Source organism: Pseudomonas sp. B21-023 (assembly GCF_024749165.1).
Classification (GTDB): domain Bacteria; phylum Pseudomonadota; class Gammaproteobacteria; order Pseudomonadales; family Pseudomonadaceae; genus Aquipseudomonas.
The window spans coordinates 5371131-5396448 of the sequence record NZ_CP087190.1 but is presented as its reverse complement, the minus strand read 5'-3'; the positions used below and the strand labels follow the sequence as shown (position 1 = coordinate 5396448).

The following is a 25318-nucleotide window of genomic DNA, read 5'->3' as shown; positions in this document are numbered from 1 at the left end:
TTGTCATGCTGAGCCCTTACATGTCGCCCGTGGAGCGGGTGTGGTTCTACAGCCTGCGCATCCTGTGCGGCCTGATCCTGCTGTTCCTGGTGTTGCCGGTGCTGGTGATCATCCCGCTTTCGTTCAACAGCGGGAGCTTCCTGGTCTATCCGCTGCAAGGCTTTTCGTTGCACTGGTACCAGGACTTCTTCGCTTCCGCCGAATGGATGCGCGCCCTGAGGAACAGCATCATCGTTGCCCCGGCAGCCACGCTGCTGGCCATGGTGTTCGGCACCCTGGCCGCCATCGGCCTGACCCGTGGCGACTTCCCCGGCAAGTCGCTGGTGATGGCTCTGGTGATCTCGCCGATGGTGGTGCCGGTGGTGATCATCGGCGTCGCCAGCTACCTGTTCTTTGCGCCGTTGGGCATGGGTAACAGCTTCACCTCGCTGATCCTGGTGCATGCGGTGTTGGGCGTGCCGTTCGTGATCATCACCGTGTCGGCCACGCTGCAGGGGTTCAACTACAACCTGGTGCGCGCGGCGGCGAGCCTTGGGGCCTCGCCTCTGCTGGCCTTCCGTCGGGTGACCTTGCCGTTGATCGCCCCCGGGGTGATCTCCGGGGCGCTGTTCGCCTTTGCCACGTCGTTCGATGAGGTGGTGGTGACCCTGTTCCTTGCCGGGCCCGAGCAGGCGACCCTGCCACGGCAGATGTTCAGTGGCATCCGCGAAAACCTGAGCCCGACCATCGCCGCGGCGGCGACCTTGTTGATCGCCTTTTCGGTGGTCCTGCTGCTGACCCTGGAGTGGCTGCGCGGGCGCAGCGAAAAGCTGAGGACCCAGCAGCCAGGTTGAATCTTCGACGCGGGTGACGTGGGGTCGCCGCATCGCCGCTCCCACGCCATCCGTTCGACCATCTGCTGCGCCGGCGTTGATACCAATCAGCCCCGATCCGCTTCCCTGAGTTACAATGCGCGCCACCGTGATTCTGCCCAACAGGTGCGCCATGCAGCCCTACGCTATTGCCCCCTCCATTCTGTCCGCCGACTTCGCCCGCCTGGGCGAGGACGTCGACAAGGTCCTGGCCGCCGGGGCCGACATCGTCCACTTCGATGTCATGGACAACCACTACGTGCCCAACCTGACCATCGGCCCGATGGTCTGCAGCGCCCTGCGCAAGTACGGCGTGACCGCACCCATCGACGTGCACCTGATGGTCAGCCCGGTCGACCGCATCATCGGCGACTTCATCGAGGCCGGCGCCACCTACATCACCTTCCACCCGGAAGCCACGCAGCACATCGACCGTTCCCTGCAACTGATCAAGGACGGCGGTTGCAAGGCCGGCCTGGTGTTCAACCCGGCTACCAGCCTGGATGCGCTGAAGTACGTGATGGACAAGATCGACATGGTTCTGCTGATGAGCGTCAACCCAGGTTTCGGCGGCCAGAAGTTCATCCCCGGCACCCTCGACAAGCTGCGCGAAGCCCGTGCCCTGATCGACGCCAGCGGTCGTGACATCCGCCTGGAGATCGACGGTGGCGTGAACGTCAACAACATTCGCGAGATCACCGCCGCCGGCGCTGACACCTTCGTCGCCGGCTCGGCGATCTTCAATGCCCCGGATTACAAGGAAGTCATCGACAAGATGCGTGCCGAAATGGCGCTGGCACGCGCATGAGCGGCTTCGAGCAGCTGTTCCCGGGGACACTGCCCAGGCTGGTGATGTTCGATCTGGATGGCACCCTGATCGATTCGGTACCTGACCTGGCCGCAGCCGTCGACAGCACGCTGCTCGAACTCGGGCGACCGCCTGCAGGCCTGGAGGCTGTGCGCCACTGGGTCGGCAACGGCGCCCAGGTGCTGGTGCGCCGGGCCCTGGCCGGCGGTATTGATCACGCCGCGGTGGACGATGCGCTGGCCGAGCGCGCGCTGGCGCTGTTCATGGAGGCCTATGCCGACAACCATGAACTCACCGTGGTCTACCCCGGCGTGCGCGACACCCTGCGCTGGTTGCGCAAGCAGGGTGTGGAAATGGCGCTGATCACCAACAAGCCCGAGCGTTTCGTTGCCCCTTTGCTCGACCAGATGAAGATCGGGCGCTACTTCCGCTGGATCATCGGCGGCGACACCTTGCCACAGAAGAAACCCGATCCGGCAGCACTGCTGTTCGTCATGAAAATGGCCGGCGTCAGCGCCGAGCAGGCGCTGTTCGTTGGCGATTCGCGCAGCGATGTGCTTGCCGCCAAGGCCGCGGGGGTGCAGTGCGTCGGCCTGAGCTATGGCTACAACCATGGCCGCCCCATCGACGAGGAGTCGCCCAGCCTGGTGCTCAGCGACCTGCGCCTGCTGCTGCCCGGTTGCTTAGTCACCGACACTGGGATAACGTTGGCGGACCTTCAAGCCCCGCAAAGCAGAGACAACGACGTGGTGGTTACTGGCAAATTTTGGATGAAAGTCATCAAGGCCCTGGCCCGCTGGCGCTGGCGCGCCTGACTCCCGCCCGCCGGCGCCTGCCGGTACGTCCGTTTGCCCGACCCCATTGCTGCTTGCCCCGAGGCTACACATGACCCGCGAAGAATTCCTGCGCCTGGCTGCTGCCGGCTACAACCGCATCCCCCTGGCCTGCGAAACCCTGGCTGACTTCGACACGCCGCTGTCGATCTACCTGAAACTGGCTGACCAGCCCAACTCCTACCTGCTCGAGTCCGTGCAAGGTGGCGAGAAATGGGGCCGCTACTCGATGATCGGCCTGCCGTCGCGCACCGTCATGCGTGTGCATGGCTACCATGTGAGCATCCTGCAGGATGGCGTCGAGGTGGAAAGCCACGACGTCGAAGACCCGCTGGCTTTCGTCGAGGCGTTCAAGGACCGTTACAAGGTCGCTGACATCCCAGGCTTGCCGCGTTTCAATGGTGGCTTGGTCGGTTACTTCGGCTACGACTGCGTGCGTTATGTGGAAAAACGCCTGGGCGCCAGCCCCAACCCCGATCCGCTGGGCGTGCCGGATATCCTGCTGATGGTCTCCGACGCGGTAGTGGTGTTCGACAACCTGGCCGGCAAGATGCATGCGATCGTGCTGGTTGATCCCGCCGAAGAACAAGCGTTCGAGCAGGGCCAGGCCCGCCTGCAAGGTTTGCTGGACACCCTCCGCCAGCCGATCACCCCGCGCCGCGGCCTGGACTTGAGCGGGCCACAGGCAGCCGAACCCGAGTTCCGCTCCAGCTACACCCGTGCCGACTACGAAAGCGCGGTGGGCCGGATCAAGGAGTACATCCTGGCCGGCGACTGCATGCAGGTGGTGCCATCCCAGCGCATGTCCATCGACTTCAAGGCCGCGCCCATCGACCTTTACCGGGCGCTGCGTTGCTTCAACCCGACGCCGTACATGTACTTCTTCAATTTCGGCGACTTCCATGTGGTGGGCAGCTCGCCGGAAGTGCTGGTGCGGGTCGAAGACAACCTGGTGACCGTGCGCCCGATCGCCGGTACCCGCCCGCGTGGCGCCACCGAAGAAGCCGACCGCGCGCTGGAAGACGACTTGCTGTCGGATGACAAGGAAATCGCCGAGCACCTGATGCTGATCGACCTGGGGCGCAACGACGTGGGCCGTGTATCGTCCACCGGCAGTGTGCGCCTGACCGAGAAGATGGTGATCGAGCGTTACTCGAACGTCATGCATATCGTGTCCAACGTCACCGGTCAGCTGCGTGAGGGCCTGACCGCCATGGACGCACTGCGGGCGATCCTGCCGGCAGGCACCCTGTCGGGTGCGCCGAAGATTCGCGCGATGGAAATCATCGACGAGCTCGAGCCGGTCAAGCGCGGTGTCTACGGTGGCGCGGTGGGTTATTTTGCCTGGAACGGCAACATGGATACCGCCATCGCCATCCGCACCGCGGTGATCAAGGACGGCGAACTGCATGTGCAGGCCGGCGGCGGCATTGTCGCCGACTCGGTGCCGGCGCTGGAATGGGAAGAGACCATCAACAAGCGCCGGGCGATGTTCCGGGCAGTGGCGTTGGCCGAGCAGACCTGCGCCAAGTAAATAGATCGGGGCCGCAACGCGGCCCCGACAACTTAGAAGTCCAGGCTCAACGCCACGCTCACGCCCTGCTGGCGCAACTCATCACTCTTGCGCCAATTGTAGTTCCCCCGCAGGTTCACCCCCGGCACCAGTTGATGGGTCAGCCCCAGGCTGGCGCGGGTCAGGTTGCTGTGTGGCGTATACCCGGTCAGGGTGAAGTCGTTTGCCGGCAGGCTGGTCAGGTGCATGCGCAGGTCCTGCTGGTCGTCCTCGAACTCATGCTCGCGGGCCACCTCGGCAAACAGCTTCGTCGTCGGCAGCAGTTGCACGCTACCCAGCAGGCCGGCCCCGAGCCGACGTGACGTACGTTCCTGGTCGTCGAAACCGAGCGCCGTGGAGCGGCCGCTCTTCTCGTCGTATCCATCGACCTTGACCCGCGCATAGTCGGCACTGATGAACGGCGCCAGTTGCCAGTGGCTGCTCTCGGGCGCCAGGTTGTAGCCCACCCGGCCGGTGACGGCCCAGGCCTCGCCATCGGTGTCGCCTTTCTCGCTGCGGTCGTTCACACCCAGGGCGAAGGTGCGCTTGAGGTCGCGGTAATCCAGGTGACCGGCGGTCAATGCCGCATCAGCCCACCAGCGATCCTGGCGGAACTGGGCGAAGGCGCTGGCCAGGTAGCTGTCGAGCTTGTAATCCGAATCATCCTGGCCCGCCTCGAGCTTTTGCCGGTACACGCCGGCCGCCAGCCCCACGCGCCATGCGTCGTCGAGCCGGTAGCTGCCGCCGAGGGTCAGGTTGTAGCCGCGCCCGTCACCACTGGCGGCGCTGCGCTGGCTGCCGAAGTCCAGGTCCTGGCCGCCGGTGGCGACGAAGGCCTGCCATTGACCGACGGCCTGCCAGGGGGTCTGCCACTGGTTGCGCAGTTCATCCTGGTGGGCGCGGATACTGGCGTGGGCGATTTCCGGGAGCAGGGTAAGCTCCCACGGCGCGGCCAGGATCGAATAGGCATAGTCGGCGATCAACTGCTGGCCGGCGATGGTCGGGTGCACCGAGTCGTTGAACAGCAGCCGGGTCGGGTCCGGGGTCGTGCCGTTCAGCCCGTAGACCGGGTTGCCCACGCAGCCGTCGCCGCTGTAGCAGGTGCCGACCAGGTTCTGGTCGGCGGCCAGGCCGAACTGGGCGGGGCTGGTGAGGGCCTCCTGCAGCAGAGTGGGGATGTTGAGTGGGATGATCTCGGCGTCGATCTGCCCGAGCTGGCTGACCAGCGACTGGTTGAACACGCTGGACAGTTGCGACAGCGGCCCTTGCTGGGGCGTGCCGCTGAAGTTCGGTGTCTGTCCCAGGTCTGGCAGCAGCCAGACCATGATGTAGCGCGCTCCGCCCTGTTGCAGCGCCTGGGCGCTGGCCGCCAGGCGGGCGCCAGCTGCGGCAGCGGTAGCGGGGCTGTTGACCAGGCCCTGGAGGAAGTCGTTGCCGCCACCGGTCAGGTAGTACAGGGCATTGGGGTCGGCGCGCAGGCCGTTGGCCAGGTAACCGTCACGCTCGCGCAGAACCACCCCCGCGCCAGGGCGCCCGGGCGGGATGACGGCTTTCGAAGTGTCGGTGATCGAGTCGAGGATCTGCTGGGTGGTGTAGCCGCCGACGGCCCAGTTGTTGCCGTCGGGCGTGCCTTGTAGCTGGTTGGTGACTGATGTAGAGGGCCCCAGGGCAGTTCCCGAAAAGCCCAGCCTGCCCCCCAGGATCATCGGCGATACGGGCGCGTAGTTGCCATCGGCATCGCGGTTGGTGAAACGCATGCCTGGCGTGCCGCCGGTCAGGTCGGGAAACTGCCCGGCATCACTGAGGCTGTCGCCGAAGACGATGAGCGATGAATAAGGGGAGGGGCCGGCCATCGCCTGGCTGCAAGCCAGGGCGAGGATGCCGAGGGCGGAGTACAGGAAGGGAGTCTTGCGCATGCATGAATATCCTTTTCGTTGTTTTTATCGAAGCAAGCCGCATGACCTTAGCAAATCGCCGGTCTTCGCCCACCATCGCATTGGTTTCCCCGTGGTTACGGGCGTATTGCGCCCGTCGCCCCGGTAGGCTACTGTGCCCTGACGTATGAACGAGACCTACCCCGTGTTGATCGTCAGCAAACTCTTGATGCGCGTTATCAAGGCCGTCGCCCGTTGGCGTTGGCGCGCCTGACTTTATCTCTTGCCGGCATGCCCGGCCCGCTCTTGTTTGCCTTCCTTTCGCTTTACCCGCCGCTCACCGCGGAATTTTCCCGCGCCCATGGCAGCAGGGAAGGCTCGAATCAAAAGTCAGTATTCAAGAGGTTCGTTCCAGATGTTACTGATGATCGACAACTACGACTCCTTCACCTACAACGTCGTGCAGTACCTCGGCGAGCTCGGTGCCGAGGTCAAGGTCATTCGCAATGACGAAATGACCATCGCCCAGATCGAAGCCCTGAACCCCGAACGCATCGTCGTCTCCCCGGGCCCCTGCACGCCGAGCGAGGCCGGTGTGTCCATCGAGGCCATCCTGCACTTTGCCGGCAAGCTGCCGATCCTCGGCGTGTGCCTGGGCCACCAGTCCATCGGCCAGGCCTATGGCGGTGACGTGGTGCGTGCCCGCCAGGTGATGCACGGCAAGACCAGCCCGGTGTTCCACCGCGACCTGGGTGTGTTCGCTGGCCTGAACAATCCGCTCACCGTGACCCGCTACCACTCGCTGGTGGTCAAGCGCGACACGTTGCCCGACTGCCTGGAAGTGACCGCCTGGACCGCGCATGAAGACGGCTCCGTCGACGAGATCATGGGCCTGCGTCATAAAACCCTGAACGTGGAGGGGGTACAGTTCCATCCGGAATCCATCCTCACCGAGCAGGGACACGAGCTGTTCGCCAACTTCCTCAAGCAGACCGGCGGACGCCGTTAAGGACCGATCATGGAAATCAAGACCGCTTTGAGCCGCATTGTCGGCCACCTGGACCTGTCCACCGAGGAAATGCGCGACGTCATGCGCCAGATCATGACCGGCCAGTGCAGCGAGGCGCAGATCGGCGCCTTCCTCATGGGCATGCGCATGAAGAGCGAGAGCATCGACGAGATCGTCGGCGCGGTGTCGGTGATGCGTGAGCTGGCCGACAAGGTCGAGCTCAAGACCCTCGACGGCGTGGTCGACATCGTCGGCACCGGTGGCGACGGCGCCAACATCTTCAACGTGTCCACCGCCTCGGCCTTCGTGCTGGCGGCTGCGGGCTGCACGGTGGCCAAGCATGGCAACCGCGCCGTCTCCGGCAAGAGCGGCAGCGCCGACCTGCTGGAAGCTGCCGGCATCTACCTTAACCTGACCCCGGTGCAGGTGGCCCGCTGCATCGACAGCCTCGGTATCGGCTTCATGTTCGCCCAGACCCACCATACCGCGATGAAGCACGCCGCTGGCCCGCGTCGCGAACTGGGGCTGCGTACCTTGTTCAACATGCTCGGCCCGCTTACGAATCCGGCCGGTGTGAAGCACCAGGTGGTCGGCGTGTTCACCCAGGCCCTGTGCCGCCCATTGGCCGAAGTGCTGCAGCGCATGGGGAGCAAGCATGTGCTGGTGGTGCACTCCAAGGATGGCCTGGACGAGTTCAGCCTGGCTGCGCCAACCTTTGTCGCTGAACTGAAGAACGACCAGATCACCGAGTATTGGGTCGAGCCGGAAGACCTCGGCATGAAGAGCCAGAGCCTCCATGGCCTGGCGGTCGAGGGCCCGCAGGCCTCGCTGGAACTGATCCGCGATGCCCTGGGTCGGCGCAAGACCGAGAACGGCCAGAAGGCCGCCGAGATGATCGTGCTCAACGCTGGCGCGGCGCTGTATGCCGCTGATCACGCGATGACCCTGGCCCAGGGTGTCGAGCTGGCTCACGATGTCCTGCACACCGGCTTGGCCTGGGAAAAACTCCAGGAGCTGGGCGCCTTTACCGCGGTATTCAAGGTGGAGAACGAAGCATGAGTGTACCGACGGTGCTGGAAAGGATCATCGCCCGCAAGTTCCAGGAAGTGGCCGAGCGCAGCGCGCGGGTCAGCCTGGGTGAGCTCGAGCGCCTGGCCAAGGCGGCCGATGCCCCGCGTGGCTTTGCCAATGCCCTGATCGAGCAGGCCAGGCGCAAGCAGCCGGCGGTCATCGCCGAAATCAAGAAGGCTTCGCCGAGCAAGGGCGTGATCCGCGAAAACTTCGCGCCGGCGGAAATTGCCGTCAGCTATGAGAGGGGTGGCGCAACCTGCCTGTCGGTGCTGACCGACGTGGACTACTTCCAGGGCGCTGACATCTACCTGCAGCAGGCGCGTGCCGCCGTTTCGCTGCCGGTGATCCGCAAGGACTTCATGGTCGATCCTTATCAGATCGTCGAGGCCCGCGCCTTGGGTGCCGACTGCGTGCTGTTGATCGTGTCGGCGCTAGACGACGTGAAAATGGCGGAGCTGGCGGCCACGGCCAAGGACGTCGGCCTCGACGTGCTGGTCGAAGTGCATGACGGCGATGAACTGGAGCGTGCGCTGAAGACCCTCGATACACCGCTGGTCGGGGTCAACAATCGCAACCTGCATACCTTCGAGGTCAGCCTGGAAACCACCCTCGATCTGCTGCCGCGCATCCCGCGTGACCGTCTGGCGATTACCGAAAGCGGCATCCTCAACCGGGCCGATGTCGAGCTGATGGAAATCAACGAGGTGTACTCCTTCCTGGTCGGCGAGGCGTTCATGCGCGCAGAGCAGCCAGGGCTGGAGCTGCAGCGGCTGTTCTTCCCCGAGCAAGTGAAGAAGACTGTTCAGCAACTGGACTGATCGAACCGAAAGCCGGCGTTTTTGCCGGCTTTTTCATACCTGTACCGGCCTCATCGCGGGGCAAGCCCGCTCCCACGTTGTCCCGTATTGGCGTGGGAGCGGGCTTGCCCCGCGATGAGGCCGGTGAATCCAACACGCAAGGTGGCTCGATGAGCGATCAACCTCTAGCCCTCACCGTTGAACAAGGCCTGCATGCCGAGCAGGACCTGCTGGCCGCCGTCTGCCGTGGCGAGCGCGAATCCGGTGTATTGTTCTGGCGTCCTACCGACCATGCCCTGGTCATGCCCCGTCGCATGAGTCGCCTGGATAACTTCGAGGCTGCCTGCGCCGAACTGGCCATTGCCGGTTGGCCGGTGCTGCTGCGCGAAACCGGTGGCGAGCCTGTGCCGCAATCCCATGCAACCGTGAACGTGGCACTGGTCTACGTCGCGCCGCGCAGCGAAGGTGACCATGGCCGCATCGAGAACGCCTACGAGCGGCTGTGCCTGCCGCTGTGCGATGTCTTGCGCGAATGGGGCGGTGTGGCCTCGGTGGGCGAGATCGACGGCGCCTTCTGTGATGGCCGCTACAATGTCAACCTCAATGGCCGCAAGCTGGTCGGCACGGCCCAGCGCTGGCGTCAGGGCCTGGGCGGCAAACGGCCGGTGGTGCTGGTGCATGGTGCGTTGTTACTGGACAACGAGCGCGAATCGATGGTCGCGGCGGTCAACCGCTTCAATGAATGCTGCGATCTGCCGCAGCGCTGCCGCGCCGACAGCCATATTGCCCTGCACGAAGTGGCACCCGCCGCGCCCTGGTGCGAGCGTCTGAACCAGGCTTATGCGCAGGTGCTCGCGGCGCTGCCAACAGACTAACGGGTGCCGTAGACCACCATGGTCTTGCCCTTGACCTGCACCAGGCTGCGTTCCTCGAGGTCCTTTAGCACGCGGCCGACCATCTCCCGTGAACAACCGACGATACGGCCGATCTCCTGGCGGGTGATCTTGATCTGCATGCCATCGGGGTGGGTCATGGCATCAGGCTGCTTGCACAGGTCGAGCAGGCAGCGGGCGACGCGGCCGGTAACGTCGAAGAACGCCAGGTCGCCGACCTTGCGCGTGGTGTTGCGCAGGCGCTGGGCCATCTGGCTGCCCAGGGCGTAGAGGATGTCCGGCTCCAGGCGCGCCAGCTCGCGGAACTTGTCGTAACCGATCTCGGCCACTTCGCACTCGGTCTTGGCGCGGACCCAGGCGCTGCGCTGATGCTCCTGACCGACCGGCTCGAACAGCCCCAGCTCGCCGAAGAAGTCGCCGCTGTTGAGGTAGGCGATGATCATCTCATGGCCGTCGTCGTCCTCGATAAGGATGGTCACCGAGCCCTTGATGATGAACGACAAGGTCTCGGCCCGGTCACCCGCGCAGATAATGTTGCTCTTGGCGGCGTAGCGACGGCGCTGGCAGTGGGCCAGCAGCTTGTCGATGTTCTTGATCTTGGGTGGCAGGGCTGAGGAGACCATCACGAAATCCTGTTCGATGCGACGCATTGGCTTTTTATAGAGGCTGCCTGGCAGCATGCGCCAGTCATTTGGCGCCAGCTTATCAGACACTTCAACTTGAATCGGCACAAAAGCGCCGCGGCTTGAGCTTTTCCGACAGCCTCACAAGGTCTAAGCTGACACCCTTTTACGAGATCGGGAGTCCGGATTGATGAAGGCACGCATCCAGTGGGCCGGTGAAGCGATGTTCCTCGGCGAGTCGGGGAGTGGCCACGTCGTGGTCATGGACGGGCCCCCCGAAGCAGGAGGCCGCAACCTGGGCGTGCGCCCGATGGAAATGCTCCTGCTTGGCCTGGGTGGCTGCAGCAGCTTCGACGTGGTCAGCATCCTCAAGAAATCCCGCCAGGCCGTGGAGAGCTGCGAAGCCTTCCTCGAAGCCGAGCGTGCCGGTGAAGACCCCAAGGTGTTCACCAAGATCCACATGAACTTCGTGGTCAAAGGGCGAGGGCTGAAAGAGGCGCAGGTCAAGCGCGCAGTGGAACTGTCGGCCGAGAAGTACTGCTCGGCGTCGATCATGCTCGAGCGTGCCGGTGTGGAGATCACCCACGGTTACGAAATCGTCGAGCTCGGTTGAAAGCCCCTGGCGCCTGACCGTCAGGCGCTTTGCTGGCGCAGGCGTTCGGCGCCCAGCAGCAACACCAGCCCGGGGACCAGAGCGAGCAACAGCCACGGCGTATTCACGCCGAGCAACATGAGGATTTCAAGGTTGCTCCAGGTGGTGCCGAAGTGCTCGGCAAACAGCGCGCACTGCAGCCACGCCGTGATGATGCCGGCCAGTACGAACATGCCGACCAGCAACCGGCGGCTGACAACAAAGCCACCGAGCAGCAGGAACAGCAATTGCCCGGGTAATGTACCCAGCAACAGTTCGACGGTGCTGTTGCTTTCGGGGTCGGTGAGCGTTGGCAGCTCCAGGCTGAAAGGATCTTGCCCGACGCTGGCGAGCATCAGGCAGACGAACAGGTAGGCGACCAGGGCCAGCGCCAGGCTCTGCAGCAATCGGGTCATCGCCAAGCGCATGATCAACGACGCAGCGCTGGCAGCCACTGCAACAGGCCGGCGGGCAATCTTGCTCGAAGCTGCTCGCTCATTGCCTCGCGGCGTTTCTGGTAGAGCACGCCCAGGGCGATCACACCCAGGCCGATCAAGCTGAGTACCACCGGGAACAACAGCGAATCGGCGAACACCTCGTGGGAAAGATGCCCGAGGTAGACCGCCACGCCCATCGCGCCAAAGACCATGAATACCGGCCGGCGCAGCAACACCGCCAGGCCCATCAGTCCCAGGTTGATCAGGCAATAGAGGAATTTGCCCCATTCACTGGCGCTGTTCATCAGCGTCAACCCACCCCAGAATGCCGCCAGCCCGGCGAGATAACCCCAGAAGGCATAGTCGCGCTTGGTGCGCCCGTCGACCACGAGGAACACCAGCAGCAGGCCAAGGCCGAACCACAGCGATACCGTGCGCCGTTGCTCCCAGGTGAATACCTCGCCGTGGAACCATTCGCTGAGGTCCATGGACATGAACCACAGCGCCACGGCAATCGGCATGACGATGAACGGGAAGGGAATCAGGCGCAGCATCAGCAGGCCGGCGAGTACCGTCGCCACCTCCATCACCACCCAGCCACCCTGTACATGGGTGAAGTACCAGTCGTAGCCACCTCTGATGTCGTTCAGCGGCCACCAGCCGACCAACCGCTCGATGGCGAATACCGCCAACGGCACGATGCTTACGGCCACAGCCGCCAGCACGCCTGCGGCAATGGGTTGGGCGCGACGCTGCAGGGAGAGGGCGAACAGGGTGATACCGACGATATACAGCAAGGCGAAAGCCAGCAGCGCGCCGTCGCCGATGCGCATCCAGGCCTCGGTGAGCATCCAGCCCATGGCGCCCATGATCAGCAGCGCGCCCAGGTAGAAGGCGACGTGGGCCAGCTGGAAGCTGGCACGGCTGGGCGGTTGCTGGCGCAGGAACGCCAGCAGGGCCTGGTCTTGGCCGGGCTGCAGGATGCCGGCAGTCACGGCGCGAGCCAGGTCCCTGGCGTTGAAGCGGTCCATGCGGGGAAACCTCAGATACGGTAGGTGCTCTTGGTCATGACCTTGGCCAGCAGGCTCATGCCAAAGCGCACGGGCGCCGGGAAGCGGTAGCCGCCGGCTTCCAGCGCGGACTCGGCATGGTGTTCCTCGTCGACGCGCATCTGTTCGAGGATGGCGCGGGACTTGCCGTCGTTCTCGGGGATCTGCTCCAGGTGTTCGTCCAGGTGCTTGCACACCTGATGCTCGGTGGCGGCGACGAAGCCCAGGCTGACCTTGTCGCTGACCAGCCCGGCGAGGGCGCCGATGCCGAACGACAGGCCGTAGAACACCGGGTTGAGCACGCTGGGGTGGCTATTCAGCTGGCGAATACGTTGCTCGCACCAGGCCAGGTGGTCGATTTCTTCTTCGGCAGCATGCTCCATGGCCTTGCGCACCTGGGGCAGCTTGGCGGTCAGGGCCTGGCCTTGGTACAGCGCCTGGGCGCAGACTTCGCCGGTGTGGTTGATGCGCATCAGGCCGGCGATATGGCGGGACTGCTGCTCATCGAGCTCGGCGTCCGGCTGGACGATGGCCGGCGAGGGGCGGGCGGGTTGGCCGCTGAAGGGCAGCAAGGTGCGCATGGCGGTATCGGCCTGCAGCAACAAGCGGTCGAGCGGCGAGTAGTGACGTTCGGTAGCCATCGGGCACCTCCGCTGAAGTGATGCCCGACAGTCTACCTCAATACCCTTGGGCGGGCTTGCCTTGGATCAGCCCGGCGGCCAGTGCATCTGGCGCTGGCCAAGCACGTGCATGTGGATGTGGTAGACGGTCTGGCCGCCCAACTCGTTGCAGTTCATCACCACGCGGAAGCCCTCTTCACAGCCGAGTTCCCTGGCTAGGCGCTGGGCGGTGAACAGTATGTGGCCAGCCAGGCTTTTATCCGCTTCGGTCAGGTCGTTGAGGGTGCGGATGGCTTTTTTCGGAATGACCAGAAAATGCACTGGCGCTTGGGGGGCGATATCGTGGAAGGCCAGAACCTGGTCGTCCTCGTAGATGATCTTTGCCGGGATCTCCCGGTTGATGATCTTGGTGAAGATAGTCTCCACAGCACTTGCTCCATGGTGAGTGTCCGGGCTGAGTGTACTGAGCCCCGCGCTGCTCGCCCAGTGGCTATTCCATGCCGATCGGACAATAGCGGCGGTGGATCACTCCGGCCAGCTTGCGTGCCAGCCAGCGCGGCAGCAGGCGTGGGGCGAAGGCCAGCCAGCGGTTGCGCCGACCAGGCAGGATCAGAGCGCGGTTCTTGTCCAGGGCGCGCACTGTATACAGGGCGATTTCTTCGGGACTCAGGCAGCGGGTGTTGCCTTCCAGCCGGGGAATGCGACGTCTGGCTGAGCGCACCGGTCCGGGGCACAGCACCGATACCTTGATCCCGGTACGTTTCAGCTCTTCGCGCAACGCCTCGGAAAAACTCAGCACATAGGCCTTGCTGGCCGCATAGGCAGCCATCCACGGCCCGGGGGTGACGCCGGCAAGTCCCGCGACATTGAGGATCTGCCCGCCACCTTGGATCGCCATCAGGTTGCCGATGGCATGGCACAGGCGACTGAGCGCGAGGATGTTGACCTCGAGCAGGTCCTGCTCATCGGCCCATTCATGCGCCAGGAATGGCCCGTAGGTGCGCTGCCCCGCGCAGTTGACCAGAAGGTCGATACGCCGCTCGCCTTCCTCCAGCTCAAGCACGAAGCCCGACAGGCGCAAGGGTTGGCTGAGGTCGCAGGCACGGAACAGCACTTCCACGCCAAAGCGTTGGGTGAGTTCGATGGCCACCGGCTCCAGCGTTTCGCGCTGGCGTGCCACCAGGATCAGGTTGCGCCCGCGCCGTGCCAGAGCCTCCGCCAGGGCCAGGCCCAGGCCGCTGGAAGCACCAGTGATCATGGCGTAACGGGTCATGCAAGGCTCCTGGGGCGAAAGGGGCGCCTAGTGTACAGCGTGGCCGTTTTGCTACAAGGCGTTGCTGCGCAGCTGCTGGCTGCGTTCGAGGGCCGCTCGGTATTCGTCCTGCAAGCGCCCGATCAGGTCACCGGCCGTGGGCAGGTCATGGATTTCGCCGACACCCTGGCCGGCTGACCACACGGTCTTCCAGGCCTTGGCTTCATCGTCCAGCGGCTTGAGCTTGCCGGTCTCGTGGCTGCTCTTGAGTGCGGCCAGGTCGTACCCGGCCTGCTCTAGGCTCTGGCGCAGGAAGCTGGCGGGGATGCCGGACACCGCCGGGGTATGCACGATATCGGCCGCACCAGCGCCCAGGATCATCTGCTTGTAGGCGTCCTGGGCCTGGCTCTCGCGGGTAGCGATGAAGCGTGTGCCCATGTAGCCCAGGTCCGCCCCCAGCAATTGCGCGGCCAGCAGTTCGTGGCCATGGTTGAGGCAGCCCGCCAGCAGCAGGGTCTTGTCGAAGAACTGGCGGATCTCCGCAACCAGGGCGAACGGACTCCAGGTGCCGGCATGGCCCCCGGCCCCGGCCGCCACGGCGATCAGCCCGTCGACACCTGCCTCTGCGGCCTTCTCTGCGTGGCGGCGGGTGGTCACGTCATGGAACACCAGGCCGCCATAGCCGTGCACCGCGTCGACCACCTCCTTCACTGCGCCAAGGCTGGTGATGACGATGGGGACCCGATGCTCGACGCACAGTGCGAGGTCGGCCGGCAGACGCGGGTTGCTCGGGTGCACGATGAGATTGACCGCATAGGGTGCGGGTGCCTGCAGTTCGGCCAGCCCTGCATCGATCTCCTCCAGCCAGGCCTTGAACCCTGCACTGTCACGCTGGTTCAGGGCCGGGAAGCTGCCCACCACGCCATTGGCGCAACAGGCCAGCACAAGCCGGGGGTTGGAGATCAGGAACATCGGCGCCGCGACCAGAGGCAGGCGCAGGTGTTTTGCGAGCGAGGCGGGCAGGGACATGGTGAAACTCCTGTAGGCGGTGGATATCGTCAGAACGGTTTGACCACCACGAGAATTACGATGCCCAGCAGCATCAGCACCGGTGCTTCGTTGAACCAGCGGTAGTACACGTGGCTGCGGGTATTGGTGCCGGCGGCGAAGCGTTTGCGCTGGGCGCCGCACATGTGATGGTAGACGGTGAGCAGCGCGACCAGGGTGAGCTTGGCGTGCAGCCAGCCCTGGCTCAGCCAGCCGGGGTTCAGGTACAGCATCCAGCCGCCAAACACATAGGTGGCGATCATCGCCGGGTTCATGATGCCCCGGTACAGCTTGCGCTCCATGGTCACGAAGCGCTCGAGGCTGATGCTGTCCTGGCTCTGGGCGTGATAGACGAACAGCCGTGGCAGGTAGAACAGGCCGGCGAACCAGCAGACCACGCTGACGATATGCAGCGCCTTGATCCATAGATAGAGCATGGGGAGTTCCTTCAGGTTTTCACGGTCGTCAGATAGTAGAGGCCAAGGGGCCGAAGGGTCATCCCAAGAGTTGTTACAGGCGCCTTGGCCCCCTATTATCGTGCGCTTTCCAGTGGTCTCGTTGATAAGGGGCAAGCGTCATGATCAAGGTCGGTATCGTCGGCGGCACGGGTTACACCGGTGTCGAACTGCTGCGTCTGCTGGCGCAGCACCCACAGGCCGAAGTGGCGGTCATCACTTCGCGCTCCGAGGCGGGCGTGGCGGTTGCCGACATGTATCCGAACCTGCGCGGCCACTACGACGGCCTGGCGTTCAGCGTTCCGGACAGCAAGACCCTGGCGGCCTGCGATGTGGTGTTCTTCGCCACGCCCCATGGTGTCGCCCACGCCTTGGCCGGCGAGCTGCTGGCCGCCGGGACCAAGGTCATCGACCTGTCCGCCGACTTCCGCCTGCAGGACGCTGTCGAGTGGGGCAAGTGGTACGGCCAGCCTCACGGCGCCCCAGAGTTGCTCAAGGACGCGGTCTACGGTTTACCTGAGGTGAATCGCGAGAAGATCCGCCAGGCGCAGCTGATCGCGGTGCCGGGTTGCTATCCGACCGCCACCCAGCTCGGCTTCCTGCCCCTTCTGGAGACTGGCTTGGCCGATCCGTCGCGGCTGATCGCCGACTGCAAGTCGGGCGTCAGCGGTGCCGGGCGTGGTGCCGCTGTCGGCTCGCTGTTCTGCGAGGCTGGTGAAAGCATGAAAGCATACGCGGTCAAAGGGCATCGTCATCTGCCGGAGATCAGCCAGGGCCTGCGCCAGGCAGCCGGCAAGGATATCGGCCTGACCTTCGTGCCGCACCTGACGCCGATGATCCGCGGCATCCATGCCACGCTCTATGCGACGGTCGCCGACACGTCTGTCGACCTGCAGGCGCTGTTCGAGAAGCGCTATGCCAATGAACCGTTCGTCGACGTGATGCCCGCCGGCAGCCACCCGGAAACCCGCAGCGTGCGCGGTGCCAACGTCTGCCGCATCGCCGTGCACCGGCCGCAGGGCGGTGACCTGGTGGTGGTGCTGTCGGTGATCGACAACCTGGTCAAGGGCGCGTCGGGCCAGGCGGTGCAGAACCTCAACATCCTGTTCGGCCTGGATGAACGCATGGGCCTGTCCCACGCGGGCCTGCTGCCGTAAGCCAGCGTACGTCGCCAAGGCCCGCCGCGTGCGGGCCTTTTTCGTGGGGCCGACTAAAGCCGCACAATTCTTGACCGATTTTCTCGGACAAGCGGATAATACGCCCCATCGAGTTTTATGGCGGCACTGCGCCGGGAGAATCAACATGAGCGTCGAATCCTTCACCCCCACGGCTTTGGAGTTCACCCCCGGGGCTGCGCACAAGGTGAAGACCTTGGTCAGCGAAGAGGGCAACGACCGGCTGAAGCTGCGTGTGTTCGTGACCGGCGGCGGTTGCTCGGGCTTCCAGTACGGCTTCACCTTCGATGAGGACGTGGCCGATGACGACACCATCGTCGAGCGCGAAGGCGTTGCACTGGTCGTCGACCCGATGAGCTACCAGTACCTGGCCGGCGCCGAGGTGGATTACCAGGAGGGGCTGGAAGGCTCGCGCTTCGTGATCAAGAACCCGAACGCCACCACCACCTGCGGTTGCGGTTCGTCGTTCTCGATCTGATCAGGTCGGGCAAAAAAACGCCGCGCATTTGCGCGGCGTTTTGCATTCAGGCGGGGTAGATCGCGCCGAGGATACGCAGGCCTCTGGCGGCGGTCACACTGGGCCGATTGGCGGGAATGCCTTCCAGGCAGCAATGGGCCAGCCACGCGAAGGCCATGGCCTCCACCCAGTCGGGGTCCACGCCATGCGCGGCGGTGCTGGCAACCTTCGCCCCAGGCAGCAGGGCGGCCAGGCGAGCCATGAGGACGCCGTTGCGGGCGCCACCACCGCAGACCAGTAGGGCTTCAGTCCCTGACTGAGCCTGGCGTAGCGAGTCGATGATGGTGTGGGCCGTCAGCTCCAGCAGCGTGGCTTGGACGTCTTCGTCGCGATAAGCGGGTAGCCGGGCCAGGTGGGCATCCAGCCATGGCAGGTTGAACACCTCGCGTCCGGTGCTCTTCGGGCCGCTGCCGGCGAAGAATGGATCGCTCAGCAGCGCGTTCAACAGGCCGTGCTGCACGCAGCCGCTGGCCGCCCAGGCGCCATTGGCATCAAAGGCCTGGCCTTGCTTGCGCTCGATCCAGGCATCCAGCAACACATTGCCCGGCCCGCAGTCGAAGCCATGTACCGGTTGGTCCCGCTCGACCAGGCTGAGGTTGCTGAAACCGCCTACGTTGAGGATCGCCAGGCACTGGCCGAGATGCCCGAACAAGGCCTCGTGAAATGCCGGTACCAGGGGAGCGCCCTGGCCGCCTGCCGCCACGTCGCGGCGGCGGAAGTCGCCCACCACGCAGATGCCGGTGAGTTCGGCCAGCAGGGCGGGGTTGCCGATCTGCACGGTGAAGCCGCGGGCCGGCTCATGGCGAACAGTCTGGCCGTGGCTGCCGATGGCGCGAATGGCCTCGGGGCCCAGGCCTTGGGCGTCCAGCAGGTGGTTGATGCCCTGGGCGGCCAGTGTGGCCCAGCGGTTCTCGGCAAGGGCGGCACGGGCGATCTCGTCGGGGCCGCTGGCGCAGAGGCCGAGCAGGTCCTGGCGCAGGTCGACGGGCATGGGGATGTAGTGGGTGGCGAGCAGCCGCAGCTGCTCGTCTTGCTCGATCAGGGCGATGTCCAGCCCATCGAGGCTGGTGCCGGACATCACCCCCAGGTAGAGCGCCATGGGCTCAGCGCTTGTTGGCTGCGAGCAGAGTGGCCTTTTCCTGATCCATGCGGGCAATCAGGGGCTGGCTCTGCTGGTTGAAGCGCTGGCGCTCGGCCTTGGCGATCGGGTCGGCCATCGGCACCTTCTGGCTCAGTGGGTCGACGTGCACGCCATTGACCTGGAACTCGTAGTGCAGGTGCGGGCCGGTCGACAGGCCGGTGGTGCCGATGTAGCCGATGATCTGCCCCTGCTTGACGCTGGAGCCGGTCTTGATGCCCTTCGCGAAGCCCTGCATGTGGCCATAGAGCGTCTTGTACGAGTTGCCGTGGGCGATGATCACGGTGTTGCCGTAGCCGCCACGGCGGCCGGCGAGTTCGATGCGACCGTCGCCTGCAGCCTTGATCGGCGTGCCGCGTGGCGCGGCGTAGTCCACGCCCTTGTGCGCGCGGATCTTGTTGAGGATCGGGTGCTTGCGGCCGGCAGAGAACCGCGAGCTGATGCGGGCGAAATCCACCGGGGTACGGATGAACGCCTTGCGCAGGCTGTTGCCGTCGGCGGTGTAGTAGTTGGTGTTGCCCTGCTTGTTGGTGTAGCGCACGGCGGTGTAGGTCTTGCCGCGGTTGGTGAAGCGGGCGGAGAGGATGTTGCCGGTGCCGACCACCTTGCCGTCCATCATCTTCTGCTCATAGACCACGTCGAATTCGTCGCCCGGGCGGATGTCCTGGGCGAAATCAATGTCGTAGCCGAGGATGCGCGCCATGTCCATGGTCATGCTGTGGGACAGGCCAGCGCGCTGGGCGGAGGCGGACAGCGAGCTCTTGATCACGCCGTGGGCGTAGGCGGTGCGCACCACCGGCTTGCTGACCTCGCGCTCGAAGGCGAAGCCCTTGTCGGTGCGGTTCAGGCGGATGGTCTCGAGGTTGCTGACTTTGCTGTGCAGGCTTGCCAGCTGGCCGTCCTTGTCCAGCTCGAATTGCAGCACCTGGCCATGCTTGAGCAGGCTGAACTGCTTGGCCTGCTTGTTGCTGGCCAGTACGTCGTGAACGACGTTGGCAGGCAGGCCGACCTTGTTGAACAAGGTCGAGAGTGTATCGCCGCGGCTGACGACCACTTCGCGGTGACCCGGGGCCTTGTCCTCCGGTTTTGCCGCAGGGGCTGGAGCGGGTTCCGCCTTGGCGGTTTCGGGTTCTGCACCTTCGATCTGAGCGAAGGGTGAGTCGCTGTTCTGCTCGGCCTGTACCAGCGGGGCGCCGCGAGACTCGTCCTTGAGCTGTTCGGCCGGGCTTTCCAGCTCCAGGCTGAGGGTGGTTTTCTTGGCTTCCACTTCGCTGGACGGGAATACCAGCAAAGCCAGACTGAGAAGGGCGGCGATGCCGCTGGCGGCCAACAGATGGCTTTTCGGATAAAGCGGGGGCGCTTTAGGCGTTTCGTTGGTCATAGATAAGGTGACTTTGAAAAAGGTGAAATGGAAAAGATGAATGACATGATGAAGATGAAATAACTGTATAAAATATAACCAAATCCATTCTCACGCAAGGGCGCATAGACGTTGCGGTGCGCCGTTCGGGTCACAATCCGTTGCGAAACTTGTATTTGATGGCCGATCTTGTATGGTTGGCTCCCCTTGAATCCTAGCGTTGCGGGTCTGTCTATGAAGTCGGTTGAAGAGCAGCTGGCGCTTATCAAGCGCGGTGCGGAAGAGGTATTGGTCGAGTCGGAACTGGTGGAGAAGCTCAAGCGCGGCCAGCCGCTGCGCATCAAGGCGGGCTTCGACCCAACCGCGCCCGACCTGCACCTGGGGCACACGGTGCTGATCAACAAGCTGCGTCAGTTCCAGGAGTTGGGCCACCAGGTCATCTTCCTGATCGGCGACTTCACCGGCATGATCGGCGACCCGAGCGGCAAGAGCGCTACTCGCCCGCCGCTGACCCGCGAGCAGGTGCTCGACAACGCCGAGACCTACAAGCAGCAGGTCTTCAAGATTCTCGACCCGGCGAAGACCGAGGTGGCGTTCAACTCCACCTGGATGGACAAGCTCACGCCTGCCGACTTTATTCGCCTGGCCTCGCAGTACACCGTGGCGCGCATGCTCGAACGCGATGACTTCGACAAGCGTTACACCACCAACCAGCCAATCGCGATCCATGAGTTTCTCTATCCGCTGGTGCAGGGTTACGACTCCGTTGCCTTGAAGGCCGATGTCGAGCTGGGTGGCACCGACCAGAAGTTCAACCTGCTGATGGGGCGCGAGCTGCAGCGCGCCTATGGCCAGGAGGCGCAGAGCATCGTCACCATGCCGCTGCTTGAAGGGCTGGATGGCGTGAAGAAGATGTCCAAGTCGCTGGGCAATTATGTCGGCATCCAGGAAGCCCCTGGGGTGATGTACAGCAAGCTTGTGTCGATTCCCGATACCTTGATGTGGCGTTACTTCGAGCTGCTGAGCTTCCGTTCGATGGAAGAGATCGATCAGTTCCGGGCGGATGTCGAGAACGGCGCCAACCCGCGTGACATCAAGATCAAGCTGGCCGAGGAAATCGTGGCGCGTTTCCATGGTGAAGAGGCTGCGGCCAATGCGCACCGTGCTGCGGGTAACCGCATGAAGGAAGGCGAGCTGCCAGAAGACCTGCCGGAGATCGAAGTGGCCGCTGCTGAAAATCTGCCGATCGCCGCCGTGCTGAACCGGGCTGGCCTGGTGAAAAACTCGGCACAGGCGCGGGATCTGCTCGGCGCAGGCGCGGTCAAGGTGGATGGTGAGGTGGTCGACCGTGACTTCATGTTTGTGCTCGGCGCGACCCACGTGTGCCAGGCGGGCAAGAAGGCGTTTGCTCGGGTTACCCTCAAGGCTGAGTGATTGCCTGCAGGCGTAGCTATATAGAAGCGGGGAGGCCGGTAGGCCTCCCCGCTTTTGCTTTAGCTGTCCCGTCCTGAATAAGGTTTACACCTCCCATCCCGAATTTCCGGAGAGTCAGATGGATCAAGGTGTAAAGCGCACACAGCGTGATTACTCGCTGTCTTTTAAATTGGCAGTGGTCGATCAGATCGAAAAAGGCGAGCTGACCTGCACCCAGGCCCGGGAGCGGTACGGCATCCAAGGAAAATCTACGGTTCTGGTATGGTTGCGTAAGCACGGTCGGCAGGATTGGAGCCAGGGGGCCTCGATCCGCGACGAGAGGAGCTGCGCGATGTCTGACCCCAAAACGCTCACTCCAGAGCAGCGAATCAAAGAGCTTGAGCAGCAGCTTGAGCTGATGAGTCAGAAGGCTCAGTTCTTTGAGACGGTCGTTGATGTTCTGAAAAATGACTACGGTGTATCGGTCGTAAAAAAGCGATCCGGCAAGTCCTCACGCAAGGTCAAGTCGCAGGACTGAGCATTGCCAGGGCTTGTCAGTTTCTAGGCATCAGTCGACAGGCATACTACAAGCGCAACCAAGCCGCTGATGACAAAGAGCGCCAGACGGATCGAGTGGTTGAGTTCGTACAGCAAATCCGGATGCGCCAGCCTCGTCTGGGTACACGCAAGCTGCACTATCTGCTGCATTGCCAACCTGACAGACGAGTCCAGCTCGGCCGAGACAGGCTTTTCCAGGTCTTGGGTGAGCGCCGCTTGCTAGTGCTGCCTAAGCGGGCGTATCACAAGACAACGCAGAGCTTTCATCGCTTCTACCGTCATCCCAACTTACTTAAGCCCGGCCCAAGCCAAGTCGTACCGACAAGGCCAGAGCACGTCTGGGTTGCCGACATTACTTATCTGCCCGCACGTAACGGCCCGCTGTATCTGAGCCTGGTAACGGATGCGTACTCCAGGAAAATTGTTGGCCACCACGTCCATGAAAGCCTGCATGCCGAGTCAGTGGCGCAAGCCTTCAAGCAGGCCTTACGAAAGCGACGTCGTCGCCAGCCATTAGTCCATCATTCGGATCGAGGCATCCAATACTGCTCGACGCTGTACCAGTCACTGCACCAACGGCACGACGTTCAGTGCTCCATGACTGATGGGTATGACTGTTATCAGAACGCGCTGGCGGAGCGCATCAACGGAATCCTCAAGACGGAGCTGTTGTTGAGGATCCCTGAAGATCTTGAGCAGGCGAGGAAGATGGTTGATGAGGCAGTGCAGATCTACAACACAGAACGGCCTCATATGGCCCTGAAAAACAAAACGCCCGATGCGGTGCATCGGGCGTTTTGAGGTCTGTCGGCCTACCTGAACAGGTGTAAACCTATTTCAGGACTAGACAAGCGCTTCTTATATAGGTGTCAGGGTGGTAGGGCGTCGGCGGGCACCTGGCGCGATCTTTTTGATTTTTATGAAATTAACGGTTGACGGGGTTTCAGATCCCCTTATAATGCGCCCCACTTCCGACGTAGTCGAAACGCAAAACCTCTTGTTAATCAATAAGTTGAGTGTTTCAGGTAGTGTCGGAAGTGCTTCGGTCATCTGGTCGGCAGCGGTGAAAAAGGCAGTTGACAGCAGGTTGTAACGCTGTATGATTCGCCTCCCGCTACGAGAGATCGCAGCGAGTCAAGTGTTTGAAGTTGAACGGGTTTCTCGCAAAATACTTCAAAATAAACGCTTGACAGCAAATGAGGAAAGCGTAGAATGCGCGCCTCGGTTGAGATGAAAAGCTCTTGGCCAAACGCTCTTTAACAAATTGAATCAAGCAATTCGTGTGGGTGCTTGTGAGTACGGACTGATAGTCGCCAAGATTATCAGCATCACAAGTGGCCATGCGAGAAATCACATAGTCATTTGAGATTGCTGAGCCAAGTTTAGGGTTTCTTAAAAACCCAAGCAGTATTGAACTGAAGAGTTTGATCATGGCTCAGATTGAACGCTGGCGGCAGGCCTAACACATGCAAGTCGAGCGGATGACGGGAGCTTGCTCCTTGATTCAGCGGCGGACGGGTGAGTAATGCCTAGGAATCTGCCTGGTAGTGGGGGACAACGTTTCGAAAGGAACGCTAATACCGCATACGTCCTACGGGAGAAAGCAGGGGACCTTCGGGCCTTGCGCTATCAGATGAGCCTAGGTCGGATTAGCTAGTAGGTGAGGTAATGGCTCACCTAGGCGACGATCCGTAACTGGTCTGAGAGGATGATCAGTCACACTGGAACTGAGACACGGTCCAGACTCCTACGGGAGGCAGCAGTGGGGAATATTGGACAATGGGCGAAAGCCTGATCCAGCCATGCCGCGTGTGTGAAGAAGGTCTTCGGATTGTAAAGCACTTTAAGTTGGGAGGAAGGGCAGTAAGTTAATACCTTGCTGTTTTGACGTTACCGACAGAATAAGCACCGGCTAACTCTGTGCCAGCAGCCGCGGTAATACAGAGGGTGCAAGCGTTAATCGGAATTACTGGGCGTAAAGCGCGCGTAGGTGGTTCGTTAAGTTGGATGTGAAAGCCCCGGGCTCAACCTGGGAACTGCATCCAAAACTGGCGAGCTAGAGTATGGTAGAGGGTGGTGGAATTTCCTGTGTAGCGGTGAAATGCGTAGATATAGGAAGGAACACCAGTGGCGAAGGCGACCACCTGGACTGATACTGACACTGAGGTGCGAAAGCGTGGGGAGCAAACAGGATTAGATACCCTGGTAGTCCACGCCGTAAACGATGTCAACTAGCCGTTGGAATCCTTGAGATTTTAGTGGCGCAGCTAACGCATTAAGTTGACCGCCTGGGGAGTACGGCCGCAAGGTTAAAACTCAAATGAATTGACGGGGGCCCGCACAAGCGGTGGAGCATGTGGTTTAATTCGAAGCAACGCGAAGAACCTTACCAGGCCTTGACATGCAGAGAACTTTCCAGAGATGGATTGGTGCCTTCGGGAACTCTGACACAGGTGCTGCATGGCTGTCGTCAGCTCGTGTCGTGAGATGTTGGGTTAAGTCCCGTAACGAGCGCAACCCTTGTCCTTAGTTACCAGCACGTTATGGTGGGCACTCTAAGGAGACTGCCGGTGACAAACCGGAGGAAGGTGGGGATGACGTCAAGTCATCATGGCCCTTACGGCCTGGGCTACACACGTGCTACAATGGTCGGTACAGAGGGTTGCCAAGCCGCGAGGTGGAGCTAATCTCACAAAACCGATCGTAGTCCGGATCGCAGTCTGCAACTCGACTGCGTGAAGTCGGAATCGCTAGTAATCGCAAATCAGAATGTTGCGGTGAATACGTTCCCGGGCCTTGTACACACCGCCCGTCACACCATGGGAGTGGGTTGCACCAGAAGTAGCTAGTCTAACCTTCGGGAGGACGGTTACCACGGTGTGATTCATGACTGGGGTGAAGTCGTAACAAGGTAGCCGTAGGGGAACCTGCGGCTGGATCACCTCCTTAATCGAAGACATCAGCCTGCTGATGAGCTCCCACACGAATTGCTTGATTCATTGTGTAAAGACGATGCTGTAACGCGACCCTGTTATAGGTCTGTAGCTCAGTTGGTTAGAGCGCACCCCTGATAAGGGTGAGGTCGGCAGTTCAAATCTGCCCAGACCTACCAATTACTTGGTGCGGCTGGTCAAATGGGGCCATAGCTCAGCTGGGAGAGCGCCTGCCTTGCACGCAGGAGGTCAGCGGTTCGATCCCGCTTGGCTCCACCACTCTTTCAGGTTTCGCAGCACTGCTCAGAACTTAGAAATGAACATTCGGCGATGAATGTTGATTTCTGACTTTTGTCAGATCGTTCTTTAAAAATTCGGATATGTGATAGAAATAGACTGAACACCCGTTTCACTGCGGGTGG

General features: G+C 62.4%; 24 protein-coding genes, 2 tRNA genes and 1 rRNA gene. 16 read left to right on the top strand and 11 right to left on the bottom strand.

The annotated features are described in order from the left end of the window. Positions 1 to 5: 5 nt before the first annotated feature. The 4 genes from LOY42_RS24430 (at position 6) to trpE (ending at position 4026) form a co-directional block, all read left to right on the top strand. Positions 6 to 833, top strand: coding sequence for an ABC transporter permease (locus tag LOY42_RS24430; RefSeq protein ID WP_139668079.1), 828 nt, complete (start codon positions 6 to 8; stop codon positions 831 to 833). 151 nt (positions 834 to 984) lie between these two features. Beyond that, positions 985 to 1659: a ribulose-phosphate 3-epimerase gene (gene rpe, locus LOY42_RS24425; RefSeq protein ID WP_102685224.1), complete on the top strand. Its 675-nt coding sequence runs from the start codon at positions 985 to 987 to the stop codon at positions 1657 to 1659. Further along, the gene (locus LOY42_RS24420) at positions 1656 to 2474 is read left to right on the top strand and encodes a phosphoglycolate phosphatase (protein WP_139668080.1); all 819 of its coding nucleotides are present in this window, start codon (positions 1656 to 1658) and stop codon (positions 2472 to 2474) included. Before rpe ends, LOY42_RS24420 begins: the two co-directional genes overlap by 4 nt. Before the next feature lie 70 nt (positions 2475 to 2544). Then, positions 2545 to 4026: an anthranilate synthase component I gene (gene trpE, locus LOY42_RS24415; RefSeq protein WP_139668082.1), complete on the top strand. Its 1482-nt coding sequence runs from the start codon at positions 2545 to 2547 to the stop codon at positions 4024 to 4026. A 32-nt stretch (positions 4027 to 4058) separates the two neighbouring features. Here the strand turns inward: trpE and estP are convergent, their stop codons facing one another. Continuing rightward, positions 4059 to 5960 carry an esterase EstP gene (gene estP, locus LOY42_RS24410; RefSeq protein ID WP_309475174.1) on the bottom strand — a complete coding sequence of 634 codons (1902 nt, stop codon included), beginning with the start codon at positions 5958 to 5960 and terminating at the stop codon, positions 4059 to 4061. Positions 5961 to 6333: 373 nt separating this feature from the next. Here estP and LOY42_RS24405 point away from each other — a divergent pair, with 373 nt between their 5' ends. The 4 genes from LOY42_RS24405 to LOY42_RS24390 all read left to right on the top strand — a co-directional run bounded on the left by LOY42_RS24405 (position 6334) and on the right by LOY42_RS24390 (position 9670). Continuing rightward, a complete protein-coding gene (locus tag LOY42_RS24405) occupies positions 6334 to 6927 on the top strand; it encodes an aminodeoxychorismate/anthranilate synthase component II (protein WP_046857364.1) in 594 nt (197 codons plus the stop codon). Between the two features lie 9 nt (positions 6928 to 6936). Next, the gene (gene trpD, locus LOY42_RS24400) at positions 6937 to 7986 is read left to right on the top strand and encodes an anthranilate phosphoribosyltransferase (protein WP_102685216.1); all 1050 of its coding nucleotides are present in this window, start codon (positions 6937 to 6939) and stop codon (positions 7984 to 7986) included. Further along, positions 7983 to 8816 (top strand): indole-3-glycerol phosphate synthase TrpC, encoded by an 834-nt coding sequence (gene trpC / locus LOY42_RS24395; RefSeq protein ID WP_139668088.1) that lies wholly within the window; start codon positions 7983 to 7985, stop codon positions 8814 to 8816. Before trpD ends, trpC begins: the two co-directional genes overlap by 4 nt. Positions 8817 to 8965: 149 nt before the next feature. Next, positions 8966 to 9670, top strand: coding sequence for a lipoyl protein ligase domain-containing protein (locus LOY42_RS24390; protein ID WP_258599571.1), 705 nt, complete (start codon positions 8966 to 8968; stop codon positions 9668 to 9670). Here the strand turns inward: LOY42_RS24390 and crp are convergent. Further along, a complete protein-coding gene (crp, locus tag LOY42_RS24385; RefSeq protein ID WP_110697544.1) occupies positions 9667 to 10311 on the bottom strand; it encodes a cAMP-activated global transcriptional regulator CRP in 645 nt (214 codons plus the stop codon). The genes LOY42_RS24390 and crp overlap by 4 nt on opposite strands. 190 nt (positions 10312 to 10501) lie before the next feature. On the opposite strand from crp, the gene LOY42_RS24380 reads away from it, so the two are divergent. Further along, positions 10502 to 10924, top strand: a complete 423-nt coding sequence (locus LOY42_RS24380; protein ID WP_023532673.1) for an OsmC family protein — start codon at positions 10502 to 10504, stop codon at positions 10922 to 10924. A gap of 20 nt (positions 10925 to 10944) precedes the next feature. Here the strand turns inward: LOY42_RS24380 and LOY42_RS24375 are convergent, their stop codons facing one another. The 7 genes from LOY42_RS24375 to hemJ form a co-directional block, all read right to left on the bottom strand. Then, positions 10945 to 11358, bottom strand: coding sequence for a hypothetical protein (locus tag LOY42_RS24375; protein ID WP_256659215.1), 414 nt, complete (start codon positions 11356 to 11358; stop codon positions 10945 to 10947). A gap of 14 nt (positions 11359 to 11372) precedes the next feature. Next, positions 11373 to 12410, bottom strand: coding sequence for a DUF2157 domain-containing protein (locus LOY42_RS24370; protein WP_139668091.1), 1038 nt, complete (start codon positions 12408 to 12410; stop codon positions 11373 to 11375). Positions 12411 to 12421: 11 nt separating this feature from the next. Then, the gene (gene coq7 / locus LOY42_RS24365; RefSeq protein ID WP_023629307.1) at positions 12422 to 13069 is read right to left on the bottom strand and encodes a 2-polyprenyl-3-methyl-6-methoxy-1,4-benzoquinone monooxygenase; all 648 of its coding nucleotides are present in this window, start codon (positions 13067 to 13069) and stop codon (positions 12422 to 12424) included. Between the two features lie 66 nt (positions 13070 to 13135). Then, positions 13136 to 13474: a histidine triad nucleotide-binding protein gene (locus tag LOY42_RS24360; protein ID WP_139668093.1), complete on the bottom strand. Its 339-nt coding sequence runs from the start codon at positions 13472 to 13474 to the stop codon at positions 13136 to 13138. 64 nt (positions 13475 to 13538) lie between these two features. Then, positions 13539 to 14321 carry an SDR family oxidoreductase gene (locus LOY42_RS24355; protein WP_139668095.1) on the bottom strand — a complete coding sequence of 261 codons (783 nt, stop codon included), beginning with the start codon at positions 14319 to 14321 and terminating at the stop codon, positions 13539 to 13541. A 51-nt stretch (positions 14322 to 14372) separates the two neighbouring features. Beyond that, entirely contained in the window at positions 14373 to 15329 is a 957-nt protein-coding gene (locus LOY42_RS24350) for a nitronate monooxygenase family protein (RefSeq protein WP_139668097.1), read from the bottom strand. A gap of 29 nt (positions 15330 to 15358) precedes the next feature. Further along, positions 15359 to 15784: a protoporphyrinogen oxidase HemJ gene (gene hemJ / locus LOY42_RS24345; protein WP_139668099.1), complete on the bottom strand. Its 426-nt coding sequence runs from the start codon at positions 15782 to 15784 to the stop codon at positions 15359 to 15361. Positions 15785 to 15924: 140 nt separating this feature from the next. Here hemJ and argC point away from each other — a divergent pair, with 140 nt between their 5' ends. Both argC and erpA read left to right on the top strand, forming a co-directional pair. Beyond that, positions 15925 to 16959 (top strand): N-acetyl-gamma-glutamyl-phosphate reductase, encoded by a 1035-nt coding sequence (gene argC / locus LOY42_RS24340; RefSeq protein ID WP_258599570.1) that lies wholly within the window; start codon positions 15925 to 15927, stop codon positions 16957 to 16959. A gap of 145 nt (positions 16960 to 17104) precedes the next feature. Next, a complete protein-coding gene (erpA, locus tag LOY42_RS24335; RefSeq protein ID WP_023629312.1) occupies positions 17105 to 17455 on the top strand; it encodes an iron-sulfur cluster insertion protein ErpA in 351 nt (116 codons plus the stop codon). A gap of 46 nt (positions 17456 to 17501) precedes the next feature. On the opposite strand, the gene LOY42_RS24330 is transcribed toward erpA, so the two are convergent. Both LOY42_RS24330 and LOY42_RS24325 read right to left on the bottom strand, forming a co-directional pair. Next, on the bottom strand, positions 17502 to 18593 hold the full coding sequence (locus LOY42_RS24330) for an anhydro-N-acetylmuramic acid kinase (RefSeq protein WP_258599569.1): 1092 nt from the start codon (positions 18591 to 18593) through the stop codon (positions 17502 to 17504). 4 nt (positions 18594 to 18597) lie between these two features. Then, positions 18598 to 20013 carry a peptidoglycan DD-metalloendopeptidase family protein gene (locus tag LOY42_RS24325; protein WP_258599568.1) on the bottom strand — a complete coding sequence of 472 codons (1416 nt, stop codon included), beginning with the start codon at positions 20011 to 20013 and terminating at the stop codon, positions 18598 to 18600. A 213-nt stretch (positions 20014 to 20226) separates the two neighbouring features. On the opposite strand from LOY42_RS24325, the gene tyrS reads away from it, so the two are divergent. From tyrS to LOY42_RS24300, 5 genes are all read left to right on the top strand, one after another. After that, positions 20227 to 21426, top strand: coding sequence for a tyrosine--tRNA ligase (gene tyrS, locus LOY42_RS24320; protein ID WP_258599567.1), 1200 nt, complete (start codon positions 20227 to 20229; stop codon positions 21424 to 21426). Positions 21427 to 21544: 118 nt separating this feature from the next. Next, a protein-coding gene (locus LOY42_RS24315) for an IS3 family transposase (protein WP_258599081.1) occupies positions 21545 to 22764 on the top strand; the annotation gives its coding sequence in 2 pieces (ribosomal slippage) (positions 21545 to 21893 and positions 21893 to 22764; 1221 coding nt in all). Positions 22765 to 23375: 611 nt separating this feature from the next. Then, positions 23376 to 24912 (top strand): 16S ribosomal RNA (locus LOY42_RS24310). A gap of 86 nt (positions 24913 to 24998) precedes the next feature. Then, a tRNA-Ile gene (locus LOY42_RS24305) sits at positions 24999 to 25075 on the top strand. 24 nt (positions 25076 to 25099) lie between these two features. Beyond that, positions 25100 to 25175: transfer RNA gene (locus LOY42_RS24300), tRNA-Ala, on the top strand. Positions 25176 to 25318: the final 143 nt, after the last annotated feature.